Origin of the sequence: Rhizosphaericola mali (assembly GCF_004337365.2) — a bacterium.
Classification (GTDB): domain Bacteria; phylum Bacteroidota; class Bacteroidia; order Chitinophagales; family Chitinophagaceae; genus Rhizosphaericola; species Rhizosphaericola mali.
In genome coordinates this window covers 2,632,770-2,645,319 of sequence record NZ_CP044016.1, presented here as the reverse complement: position 1 = coordinate 2,645,319, position 12,550 = coordinate 2,632,770, and the positions used below count along the sequence as shown (strand labels likewise).

The following is a 12,550-nucleotide window of genomic DNA, read 5'->3' as shown; positions in this document are numbered from 1 at the left end:
ATTTTTTTAATTGATTGAAAATAAAGCGACTACTATAAAACATTCTTATTAAAAATAAAAAATTATATATCGGTCAAAGTTCTTGAAAGCCACCAATAAATTTTTATTTTTGCGGCAAGCAATTCTATTAATATGTCATTTTTTACGGACAAAGTTGTTATCGTTACCGGCGGTACCGAAGGTATCGGAAAAGCACTAGTTGAAAAACTATTGGAAGACGGTGCGAAGGTTGCAACTTGCGGACGTAATTTTGATAAATTATATCAGATGCAACTCAAATATTCTGATTATCCTTTTATGACACATAAAGCGGATGTGAGTTTTGAGCAAGATTGTCGTCGTCTGATAGAACTGACGATAAAAACCTATGGAAAGATTGATATTTTGATCAATAATGCAGGTATTTCCATGCGTGCTTTATTCGAGGAAACGGATATGGATACTTTGCGCAATGTGATGGACGTTAATTTCTGGGGTGCGGTGTATTGTACCAAATATGCTTTACCTTACTTATTAGCATCAAAAGGCACAATTGTTGGAGTTTCCTCTATCGCTGGCTATCGTGGTCTTCCTGGTCGTTCTGGGTACTCTGCATCCAAATATGCGCTGAATGGTTGGTTGGAATCCATTCGCACGGAATTAAAGCATAAGGATGTCAATGTGATCTGGGTATGTCCAGGTTTTACGGCTTCCAATATTCGTAATGTTGCTTTGAATAAAGACGCCAAACCTGAAGCAGAATCATTGATGGATGAAGGAAATATGATGACGGCGGAGCAATGCGCTAGTTATATCTTAAGATCAATTATTAAAAAGAAACGAAACCTTATTTTGACATTTCAGGGAAAAGAAGCTGTTTGGATGAATAGATTATTTCCGTCTTGGACGGACAAATTGATCCATAAGTTTTATTTTAAAAATGGGGTTTTAACAAAATAGATTTTAGTTCAATATGCCTATTATTACATTATCTTCTGATATCGGATTGGGTGATTATATCATCGGCGCTGTGAAAGGACAGATTGTATCTGCTTTGCCTACTGCTAATATCGTAGATGTAGTACATTATATGTCGGCTAAGAATTATTATCATTCTGGATATATTTGCAGCAATGCACTGAAATATTTTCCTGCCAAGACGATAAACTTGGTCATTTTTAATCTGTTTTTCAAAAATCCTGAGCATTTTCTCGTTGCGGAAATAAATGGGCAAATATTCATTTGTCCAGACAATGGTATTTTGACAATGATTATCAACAAAGTACCTGAACGTGTTGTAAAAGTGGCACTTCCGCAAGGAAAAACCATTACAACTTTGGAGTTTACCCAGGCTATGGTTAATGCTGCCGTTGCTATTTCCGAAGGTTTATCTTTGGAAAAAATAGGCATATTGGTAGAAGATATCGTTACCAAATATCCATTGCAACCTACATTTGGAACCGATTGGATTGAAGGGCAAATTATTTTCGTGGATAATTTTGAAAATGTAATTGTCAATATTACGAAAAAGGAATTTGAAGAAATCAGCAATGGTCGAGATTTTGAATTGGTATTTAACCGAAATGAAACTATCAAAACCATCGGAGAAAATTACGCTTCAGTTCCAGTAAGTGAAAAATTAGCTTGGTTTAATTCTGCAGGATTTTTGGAAATATCTATCAATAATGGCAATGTTGCTGGTTTGTTTGGATTAAAACCATTTGCAGACATAAAATCAGAAAATACCTACAACAATCAACCTTCCAGTGATTGGATGTACCGCACTATAAGAATATTTTTCAAAGAAATAGCTCCAGACATTAATATCCCAAAAGCACCACCAAGATTACAACAAAAATCGATTTTGTAATATCCAAATCGGTTCTAAATTTTAAATGATGAAATATTACTTAATCGCTGGTGAGGCAAGTGGAGATCTTCATGGTAGCAATCTAATAAAGCAATTACACATCAAGGACCCTAATGCCGATATTCGGTGCTGGGGTGGAGACAAGATGCAAACTGCTGGTGCAACATTGGTTAAACATTATCGCGATCTCGCTTTTATGGGATTCATCGAAGTTGTTTCTAATCTTCGCACGATTCTTAAAAATATTTCTTTTTGCAAAGAAGATATTGCGGCATATAAACCTGATGTATTAGTATTAATCGATTATCCAGGTTTTAATTTGCGTATAGCAGAATGGGCCAAACAAAATAATATCAAAGTCGTCTATTATATCGCGCCACAGGTGTGGGCTTGGAAGGAAGGACGAGTGCCCAAGATGAAACGTACCATCGATAAGATGTTGGTAATTTTGCCTTTTGAAAAAGATTATTTCAAAGACAAATGGCAATGGGATGTAGATTATGTGGGACATCCGCTTGTCGAAGAGATTGAACGCTTTGAACAGGAACAAGATCATCAACCGATTTCGGATAATCCAATAATTGCATTATTACCAGGAAGTAGAAAGCAGGAAATTTTGAAAAAATTACCCATCATGCTTTCCGTAACTAAATATTTCCCCGAATATCAATTTGTCATTGGCCAAGCTCCTGGTCAAGAGGCCTCTTTTTATCAATCGATTATTAGTGCTTTTCCAAATGTCCAATTGATTGCGAATAGTACCTATAAATTAATGCAAAATGCCAAAGCTGCACTCGTTACCAGCGGTACGGCTACACTGGAAACCGCAATATTTGGAACACCAGAAATCGTATGTTATAAAGGAAGCAATATCAGTTATCAAATAGCCAAGCGATTAATTAAAGTGCCTTTTATTTCCCTAGTGAATTTGATCATGGGAAAATTGGTAGTGAAAGAGCTGATTCAAAATGATCTAAACGAACAAAACTTGAAAAAAGAACTACAACTTTTGCTCGAAGACCAAACGAGAAGAGCAGAATTGCTGGCAGATTATACTCAATTGAAAGCCAAATTATCTGAAGGAGGATTTGCCTCCGAAAAAGCGGCACAAATCATCATCGACCAAATCTAATGATGCTTAAAAATTGCTTTGAAAATAATAATAAGCAATGCAATCAAAAACATGAATAAGGAGATTTTATTCATGCCATGCATAATTTTGGTATTTTTACTATACACTTTATTGGGATCTTTCTTTTTAAGAAAGAGATATTCTGCTATTTGATTCCAAAATCCATTTTGCATATTTCGAGTAATATTTTTACAAAGATAATTGAAAAAAAAACCATTATTTTTGGAAACGTTTCATTTGGGGGATTAGCTCATTTGGCTAGAGCGCTACGCTGGCAGCGTAGAGGTGACCGGTTCGAGCCCGGTATTCTCCACAATTAATTTCCAAAAATTAAATAATAGATAAAATTTATTTAGTATTCTTATAATATTTAGAAAATAACTAGGCACTATGAAAAAAATATCAGCTATTTTAGTTTTAATGATTGTTTTCCAATCAATCAAAGCTCAAGTTATCATTGATGACTCTACACTTGTTGAGCAATATTGCGAATTGAATACTCATCCAAAGGCATTGAGTAACAAAGTTTCTATAGATATTAATTTTGGTCAATTCAGACGTTTTTTTGCTTCACCTCAGAGATTACATGATGAAGAGGGTCGAATTAAAAATTTTAATTCAGTTGTCGATGCATTAAATTACATGGGATTTCAAGGGTGGAAACTTGTAAATGTTGTTTCTTGTTCAGATTCTAGTTCTTCAGGATATAGTTATTATTTCAAAAAGAAATTCAGAAAAGATGAACTTATTGAAAATAAAGATATTGACTAGAATAAAAATATCGATCATTATCTTCGAGCTTAAACAATTCCGTATTCTTCTAAATTGATTACTAAACCTTCAAACCACTTTTAAAAATTAAGACTATGCGAAAAATTTTCCTTTCTGTTTGTCTATTGGCAAATATAGTAGTGCTTCAGGCACAAAAACCAGCTAAAAAAGATGGTCCAAATAATGAAAAACCTCCCGTTCCTAAAAGCATTGATACCTCTGCTTTTGACTATAAAAAGGAGCATAAGTCAGTGACAGAAGGTTCTGTAACTGTGGAAGGAAAAGTAATAGACTATAAAGCGGTGACGGGTAATTTAGTATTGAAAAATAGTGAAGGAGAGCCCACTTTGAGCATGTTTTACACCGTTTACACTAAGAAAGGTGGAGATCAAAGTAAAAGACCAATCACTTTTATATATAATGGAGGTCCTGGTAGCGCGACATTGTGGTTGCACATGGGGGCGTTTGGTCCTCAAAAAGTATTTATAAAAGAAGAGGGGAGAACTAGAGCTCCATTTTACACCGTAAATAATGATTATAGTTTGCTTGATGTAAGTGATTTAGTTTTTATCGATGCTCCAGGTACAGGATTTGGAAAAGTAATTACCAAAGAAATGGGTGGCGCAGGTACACCTGCTGATTTCTTCGGAATTGACCAAGATGGAAAAGCATTTACTAATTTCATTAAATTATTTATCACCGAATTTGATCGCTGGAATTCACCTAAATATTTATTTGGTGAAAGTTATGGAACTTTTCGTTCTGCTGTAGTTGCTAACAATTTGCAATCACAAGGTATCGGTTTGAATGGTGTAATTCTTCTTTCCCAATTATTGACGTATGGTTTGATGACAGAAACTACAGGACAGAATCCTGGTGATGGTTTGCCATTTGAGTTGGTTTTACCTTCTTATACAGCGACTGCATGGTATCATAAAAAGTTGCCCAATAATCCTCCACAATTAGAACCGTTATTGAGGGAAGTTGAAAAATTTGCGTTGGGTGAATACGCAACCGCTTTGAATAAAGGGGCAGACTTGGATCCAAATAGTTTTAATCAAATAGCTGAAAAAATTCATAATTATACAGGCTTACCCGTAGACTATATCAAAAAAGCAAACTTGAAAATCAACGGCCCTCAGTTTGAACAAACACTATTAGGTGATAGTAGTAAGATTACAGGGCGTTTGGATTCTAGATATTCTGGTAAAGCAATTGATCCATTGAGTGAATATGCAGAATATGATCCGATGGAATCCTATATTGATGCGCCATTTACCTCGACTTATAACAACTATGTACGAACTACTTTGAATTTTGGAAAAGATTTGGAGTTCAAAACGTTTGGTGATGTTGGTCGTTGGAATTTTAAACGAAATGGCTTTGTCGGTTTTCCTAATGTGATGAACGATTTGGCTCAAGCAATGGTATATGATCCTGATATGAAAGTGATGTTAAATTCTGGTTATTATGATTTGGGTACTCCGTATTTCGAAGGGGAATATGAAATGAAACATTTACCAATACCTGCAGAATTGCAAAAAAATATTGAATATGCACGCTATTTCTGTGGTCACATGGTGTATTTGCATAATGAATCATTGAAACAATTGCACGACAACGTGGCTAAGTTTATTAAGGAAAATTATTAATTGATTTTTTACAAAAAAATATCAATTTCATATAAATATTTTTCAGATCAACTTAGTATTTCATAACGATAATATTGTTTGTAATGAAGGTATTTTAATTATGGCTTTTTATTTTATGGTCTTTAAGAAAGAGGATAATAGCTCTATTTTTTATTTTTCTAAATCAATAAATTGAATTTATTATTCTTTTTCTTAAATCTATGAAATAGGCACCGTGTATTTATAATATTCTATCTGTGAAAGCGTTTATACCTTTGAAAAACAGGAGTTGCAGATTTTAAGAAACTAACATAAACGTTAAAAAGCGAATCATTCAATAAAAAGTAAATGATATCTAAAGATTCAAAAATTTATATTGCAGGTCATAAAGGAATGGTAGGTAGTGCAATATGGCGATGTTTGGAACAAAATGGTTACTCTAACTTGTATGGAAAAACGAGTCAGGAATTGGATTTAAGAAATCAAAATGCAGTATCGGTATTTTTAGATGAATTAAAGCCAGAAGCAGTAATAGTCGCAGCAGCTAAAGTAGGTGGAATTATGGCGAATAAGACTTATCCCTATGAGTTTTTAATGGATAATATAATAATTCAGCATAATATAATACAATCATCGTTTAATTTAGGTATTAACAAACTTATATTTTTAGGTAGTTCTTGTATATACCCTAAATATGCGCCTCAACCAATTCATGAAGATTCTTTATTAACTAGTTCTCTAGAACCAACAAATGAGGCCTATGCAATAGCTAAAATTGCAGGAGTTAAGGCGTGTCAAGCAATACAAAGTCAATATGGTAGGGAATATGTAAGTTTAATGCCGACAAACTTATATGGAATAAATGATAATTTTGACCTAAACAATTCGCATGTATTGCCTGCTATGATACGAAAATTTGATGATGCCAAAACTCAAGACAATGCAGATGTTGTTTTATGGGGAAGTGGTCAGCCTTTGAGAGAATTTTTATACGTTGATGACTTAGCTGAGGCTGTAAAATATTCTTTAGAAAACTCGATGCCAGATTATTTATATAATGTTGGATTTGGATCAGATCTTACTATAAAAGATCTTGCAGAAATTGTACAAGAAATTGTTGGACATACAGGAAAGATTATCTGGGATAGCTCAAAGCCTGATGGTACCCCACGAAAATTGATGGACAGCCAAAAACTGAATAATTTAGGATGGATACCCAAAGTTGATTTAAAGGAAGGAATTGAAAAAACTTATAATTGGTATAAAAACCGTTGAAAAACAAAAACTAAAAATATGAAAACCGCAATTATAACTGGAATAACTGGACAAGATGGAGCTTATTTAGCTGAACTACTTTTGGAAAAGGGGTATATGGTACATGGTATCAAAAGGAGAGCCTCCTCTTTTAATACCGAAAGAATTGATCACCTTTACCAAGATCCTCATGATGAAAATTTAAGGTTAAAATTACATTATGGAGATATGACAGATAGCACGAACCTAATTCGTATTATTCAAGAAACTCAACCTGATGAGATATATAATTTGGCTGCAATGAGTCATGTGAAAGTGAGTTTTGATACACCAGAATATACTGCAAATGCAGATGCATTAGGCACGTTGAGATTGTTAGAAGCTATCAGAATATTAAGATTAGAAAAGAAAACAAAAATATATCAAGCGTCCACTTCTGAATTATATGGCTTAGTTCAAGAGGTTCCGCAAAAAGAAACAACTCCATTTTATCCAAGGAGTCCTTATGCAGTAGCCAAACTATATGGATATTGGATTACCGTAAATTATAGAGAAGCGTATAACCTCTTTGCCTGTAATGGTATTTTATTTAACCATGAAAGTCCGAGAAGAGGTGAGACATTTGTGACTAGAAAAATAACAAGAGCTGTTGCCGCGATAGGGTTGGGTTTACAAGAAAAGTTATTTTTGGGTAATTTGGATGCTAAAAGGGATTGGGGCATGCCAAGGATTACGTAAAAGCAATGTGGCTCATTTTACAACAAGAGACAGCAGAGGATTTTGTAATTGCAACTGGAGTGACGACGAAGGTAAGGGATTTTGTACGTTTGGCATTTGAAGAAATTGGTATTGAGTTAGAATTTACAGGGGAAGGCGTCAATGAAAAAGGATATGTAAAAGCGTGTAACAGTCCTTCATTTCAATTGGAAATAGGTCAAGAAGTGTTGGCTGTAGATCCGGCTTACTTTAGGCCAACAGAAGTTGAATTGTTAATTGGTGATCCAACAAAATCCAAAACAAAGTTAGGGTGGGAGCCAGAATATACCTTACAAAAATTAGTTGCGGAAATGGTATCAAATGATATAGAATTAATAAAAAGAGATAAACATGTACAACGCTGGGAACAATTAGCTGGATAAAACTTTATTGATTCATTAGGTAAAAGGAATTTTCTATAAAATGAATTATTGAAACAATTGTACGATAACGTATAACGTAGCTAAGTTTATTACAGCGAATTTTTTATAAATAAATAGGATAATTGCATAACTATGTATGCTTTATCCTATTTTTATTTTTAAAATATAGTAGATTTGATTTTATAAAACCTATTTAGATTGACTATGAATTACTCTAAAATCATCCAAAAGTTTTGTGGATTTGCTTTTGTGTTATTAATTTTATTGTCTGTGTTCTCTTCTTGTCGAAAAGAAGTCGATAAAATACAATATGTTGATAGTTCTAGTTTGAATAGTTGGCATTTGGACTCAACTTTTCAATTTGCACAAAAAATTCAACTAAATAGTTTAGCGATCAGTGATTCTGAAGCTTTATTTGCAAATAATGAATTTTTAAGAATCGTAAATGGTAATAGCTCTTTTTACGATTTGTTAGGCAAAGGTGAATTGTCAACAGCAATAAGTAATTATTATACCATCTGGGGAGCTACCTATTCAGGGAATACATATTACGTAAGACCTTATTTGTCCAAATTACTTTATGTAGGAATAAATCCGACTGGGTTGAGAGCTTATGGTGTACGACATGCTGTGTCTGGAAATTATCAATTTAATAGCCCAACACCAACGCAGACGGAAAATTACGGTTATGGTTATATTGGTTATAATTGGAATGCGATTTCATTTGTCAATGATTCTAGTTTTTTATATAGTTACACGTACTCATCTGATACTGCACACAATGACACATTGAAAAGTGTATTACTAACTTTAAATTTTGATTGGCAGGGTATTCCAATTTTGAATAATCAAAAAGCATTATCTTTTTCTCTTGGTAAATATGGCGCTTTAAATGGTGCGAGGCCATTTACATACTCATTTTATGGATATACATATCTCTTAATGGGACCGAAAATTTTTAGAATTAATGAAAATGGGGTTTATAAGGATCTAACAAATGCAAGTATTAAATTAGATGATGTAGTTTCAATGTTTACCATTGGCAAATATATATTTGCTATTGGAGATGATCAGAGTTCCTTGACCGTATCGGAGGATAATGGTGCTACATGGCATATTTTTAGCAATGGTATTAATTCGAATCTTCCATTTTTGAGATTTGGGTATGTAGGTGGAAAAACTATTGGTATTTATAATGCTCAATTATTTGAATTCACATTAAACGGAAACACTTTAACAACAAAAGAGTTGGATAATTCAGGTCTAAATACCAATCTTATTACAAGTGTATCACAAGCAGGCAGGCATGTATTTGTAAGTACTATGAGCGGTGTATATTATCGTGATACAACCAATTTTATAACATATAAGTAAATAAATATGGGGAATAAATATTATCCCCCGTATTTTTTTTGAATTGGCTTTTTTTACAATATATGAATATTGCCAAACACTATTTATCCCAATCGAATTTATATACTTTTACTTTGTTGTTTTTAATTCTGGAAAAAAAATAGCCTCGAAAATATAAAGATAATCGGCGTTTTAGAGATGGCAATTTTCATTTTTGAATTCTATTTTATTCGCTTCAAATCCAAATCCTGAAAATCAAAACTAAAATCGATATTGGGCGAAATTCCTTTCATTTTGATGCTTTGCGCTTTTCCGTTTTCGTCTAAAGTAAACATCGCAAATGCATCTGCATCAAAACCTTGATATTCCCAAGAAATAGCGAATGTATTGGCATTATAGTATTGCAATTCTCCATTCAGTTGTGGTGAGCGGTAAGACTTGAACCATAATTTGTTCCCTTTCATAAATATTTCGCATTTGCCAAACCAGTTATCTTCATAGATGCCTATATAATCCTCATTTTTTATTTTCACATTTTTGTTATCAGCAACCGTTTTCCATACTTTTTCTGTAATAGAATCGCCTTCTTTTAAGCGGTTTTTGAATCTTGAAGAATACTTTGAAATCCAATCTTCTTTTGGCACATTTAGAATGTAGTCTGTGAGTATATTTGCCATGGCATAGTCGAGATAGATGCCACCGTCTTGTGTATTTGTAAGAACGATTATCCCAAATTTTTTATCAGGAATCATTCTTACAATTGATAGCATCCCGTCCAAGCCTCCTGTATGCTCCACTACAAAATTTCCGTTTTGATCATTTAAAAACCAGCCTAAACCATAGCCTGAAAAATGGCTTTTGTAGCGTTCGTCGAAATCAGCATCCATCACGGTATGAATTTTCCACATTTTATCTTGACGTTCTTTTGAAAATAATATTTTATCAGATTTTTCGCCATATTTTCCACCATTCAATTGAAGCTGAACCCATTTTGTCATATCGTCCACGTTGGAAAAAATACTACCGGCAGCACCATTTATTTTGTTATTAAAATTGTAAAGAGAGATAGTTTTTTTTTCTTTTTGATTGACGATGTGCGGTGTTGCAACGTTAGAAAAATCCTTGATATAAGAATTGGCAGGATAAGAATTTTTCATCTGTAATGGTTTAAAAATTCTTGTTTGTATAAATTCTTCCCAAGACATTCCGGAAACTCTTTTTATTAATTCTCCTGCAACAAGATAAAGCTGATTGTCATAATCCCATTTGGTTCTGAAAGGAGAAACAGGTTTGAAATATTGTAAATTTTTGAGAACATCCTCGATGCCAAAATCACCGCCTGCCGGAAACTCCATCAAGTCGCCTGCGCCCAAACCGAGCCCACTTCTGTGGCATAAAAGATCCTCAATGATGAAATTTTGTGTGACGTAATCGTTGTACATTTTAAATTCGGGAATATATGTTATGACTTTATCATCCCATTTTATTTTTCCTTCATCCACCAAAATGGATAGCGCAGTAGCCGTAAAAGCTTTACTGTTGGAGGCAATCTGGAAATTAGTATATTCATTAACAGGTTCTTTTGTAGTAAGCGATTTTACACCGTAACCTTTTTCCAGCACAATTTTTCCATCAGCAATAACAGCAACGGAGGCACCAACTACGTTAAATTCGGTCATCGCTTTATTCATCAGCGAATCAATTTTTTGGGTGGTGATCTGCGCATTGGAAACATTGAGTAACGCAATAATAAATGCGATAGTGAATAGTAGTTTTATTTTCATATTGATTTATTTTAAGTATTTATTTTTAGGTGCCAATTTACCAATTGTTGTTAATTGATGCTTCATATTGATTTATTTCAATTTCTTAATATCGAGTTCTGTAAAATCTACATCCAATAGATTTTGTTCTTCTATGGTGATGCCTGTAATTTCTCTGTTGATGTTGGAATTAAAAGTGATAAAACCATTCGGAATGCGGATGTCATTCCAATCCACCAAAAATGTATCGTATTGCCAATGACTCAATTTACCATGGAAAATGTCATTATTTGGGAAGATAATTTCGAGATTATTGTTATTCTGTTTTACGTAAATATCACCAATTAAATTGTCATGATAAGTGCCTGCATACACATTCAAATCAAAAGATGGTTTGGTATTTTTTACCCTCAGATTTTCCATTTTGGACCAATATTCTTGTTTTTTCGTATTCCTTTTTTTAAAACTGTTCAAAATTCTATCGTGAACATTGTATGACGAATCATTTATTACTTGTTCTAACAATTTCCAAGTCAGTAAAAGCGGCGCTGAATTGTCTGTATTACAAGTTGCAATAATTCCGATATTCAGATCTTTTATCATCACAAGATTGGCTGTCATGCCATCTAGTCCGCCACTGTGGTCTATAATTTTATGTCCTTTTGCGGGCGTCAGCCACCAACCAAATCCGTAAGAAGTGAATTCATTGTGAATAGGAAAGACAGGGAAATGAATTTGTGGTGTAAAAATCTCGTCCAATGCGGATTTTGCAATGATTTCTTTGCCTTCAAATTTGCCATCATTCAGCAACATTCGCATATAATTCCCCATATCGTTGACCGAAGAAAAGACAAACCCCAAAGGCGCTACATTGTTCCCTTTTTCATGCACTATTTCTTGCAATTCGCCTTTGCTGTTTGACACGTGTGGGTGCGCACGATTGATGGTCGCTTCTCGTTGTGTAAATAAGGAAGAGCTGCTTTTCATGTCCAGTTTTTCGAAGACGTTTTGCTTTAAAAATTCGTCCCACGACATACCACTTACCACTTTAACGATTTCGCTGGCTACTAGATACATGACATTTTGGTACGCCGGTTTGTCTCTAAAACCCGAAACAGGCTTTAAATATTTCAATTGTTTTACAATCTCTTCTCTCGATAAATCGGAATGTGCCAAAAGCATTCCACCACTGACTTGCTTCAAACCGCTTCTGTGTGTGAGTAAATCACGAATGGTAAAATTTTCTGAAACATAAGGATCGTATAGTTCGAAATCGGGTAGATATTTTCGGACTTTATCGTCCCAATTAAGTTTTCCTTGACCCACCAGAATCCCCAATGTTAATGCAGTAAAAGATTTAGAAATGGAACCAATTCCAGAAGCCGTTTCGGCATCAACCGTAGCTTTTTTGTTGAATTCTCTTACACCGAAACCTTTTGCATATACGATAGAATCATTTCTCACAACAGCATAAGCCATTCCAGGTACATTGAATTCTTTCATCAGTTCCTGCGCATAAAGATCCAATTCCGCAAAATTGATTTTAGCGCTTTGAGAATAGGCTTTAAACTGAACGAAGATTAAGAATAATAAGACTATTTTTTTCATTTTAACTATCAATTATTTTTTATTATTGAACTGATGCAATACATAATCTT

10 protein-coding genes, 1 tRNA gene and 1 pseudogene are annotated in these 12,550 nt (G+C 33.9%); 9 read left to right on the top strand and 3 right to left on the bottom strand.

Going from position 1 to position 12,550, the window contains the following annotated elements; genetic code table 11:
- Nucleotides 1-132: 132 nt before the first annotated feature.
- From E0W69_RS11365 to lpxB, 3 genes are read left to right on the top strand one after another with little or no spacing between them, the layout of a single operon-like run.
- Nucleotides 133-939 carry an SDR family oxidoreductase gene (locus E0W69_RS11365; RefSeq protein ID WP_131330180.1) on the top strand — a complete coding sequence of 269 codons (807 nt, stop codon included), beginning with the start codon at nucleotides 133-135 and terminating at the stop codon, nucleotides 937-939.
- A gap of 13 nt (nucleotides 940-952) precedes the next feature.
- Nucleotides 953-1,849, top strand: a complete 897-nt coding sequence (locus E0W69_RS11360; protein WP_131330179.1) for an SAM hydrolase/SAM-dependent halogenase family protein — start codon at nucleotides 953-955, stop codon at nucleotides 1,847-1,849.
- 28 nt (nucleotides 1,850-1,877) lie between these two features.
- Nucleotides 1,878-2,981, top strand: coding sequence for a lipid-A-disaccharide synthase (gene lpxB, locus E0W69_RS11355; protein ID WP_131330178.1), 1,104 nt, complete (start codon nucleotides 1,878-1,880; stop codon nucleotides 2,979-2,981).
- Here the strand turns inward: lpxB and E0W69_RS20480 are convergent.
- On the bottom strand, nucleotides 2,978-3,154 hold the full coding sequence (locus tag E0W69_RS20480; RefSeq protein WP_191967821.1) for a DUF6728 family protein: 177 nt from the start codon (nucleotides 3,152-3,154) through the stop codon (nucleotides 2,978-2,980). The two genes, lpxB and E0W69_RS20480, sit on opposite strands and share 4 nt — an antisense overlap.
- Nucleotides 3,155-3,220: 66 nt before the next feature.
- Between E0W69_RS20480 and E0W69_RS11350 the strand changes: the two genes are divergently transcribed.
- From E0W69_RS11350 to E0W69_RS11325, 6 genes and pseudogenes are all read left to right on the top strand, one after another.
- A tRNA-Ala gene (locus tag E0W69_RS11350) sits at nucleotides 3,221-3,294 on the top strand.
- A gap of 77 nt (nucleotides 3,295-3,371) precedes the next feature.
- Nucleotides 3,372-3,752 (top strand): hypothetical protein, encoded by a 381-nt coding sequence (locus E0W69_RS11345; protein ID WP_131330177.1) that lies wholly within the window; start codon nucleotides 3,372-3,374, stop codon nucleotides 3,750-3,752.
- Between the two features lie 95 nt (nucleotides 3,753-3,847).
- Nucleotides 3,848-5,404, top strand: a complete 1,557-nt coding sequence (locus tag E0W69_RS11340) for a S10 family peptidase (RefSeq protein ID WP_131330176.1) — start codon at nucleotides 3,848-3,850, stop codon at nucleotides 5,402-5,404.
- A gap of 327 nt (nucleotides 5,405-5,731) precedes the next feature.
- A complete protein-coding gene (locus E0W69_RS11335; RefSeq protein WP_131330175.1) occupies nucleotides 5,732-6,658 on the top strand; it encodes a GDP-L-fucose synthase family protein in 927 nt (308 codons plus the stop codon).
- A gap of 18 nt (nucleotides 6,659-6,676) precedes the next feature.
- Nucleotides 6,677-7,776, top strand: a pseudogene (gene gmd, locus E0W69_RS20855) (GDP-mannose 4,6-dehydratase).
- A gap of 204 nt (nucleotides 7,777-7,980) precedes the next feature.
- Nucleotides 7,981-9,150, top strand: coding sequence for a hypothetical protein (locus E0W69_RS11325; RefSeq protein ID WP_131330174.1), 1,170 nt, complete (start codon nucleotides 7,981-7,983; stop codon nucleotides 9,148-9,150).
- Between the two features lie 200 nt (nucleotides 9,151-9,350).
- On the opposite strand, the gene E0W69_RS11320 is transcribed toward E0W69_RS11325, so the two are convergent.
- Together E0W69_RS11320 and E0W69_RS11315 are read right to left on the bottom strand one after the other, a co-directional pair.
- The gene (locus tag E0W69_RS11320; RefSeq protein ID WP_131330173.1) at nucleotides 9,351-10,913 is read right to left on the bottom strand and encodes a serine hydrolase; all 1,563 of its coding nucleotides are present in this window, start codon (nucleotides 10,911-10,913) and stop codon (nucleotides 9,351-9,353) included.
- A 72-nt stretch (nucleotides 10,914-10,985) separates the two neighbouring features.
- Entirely contained in the window at nucleotides 10,986-12,500 is a 1,515-nt protein-coding gene (locus E0W69_RS11315; RefSeq protein ID WP_131330172.1) for a serine hydrolase, read from the bottom strand.
- Between the last annotated feature and the right edge of the window lie 50 nt (nucleotides 12,501-12,550).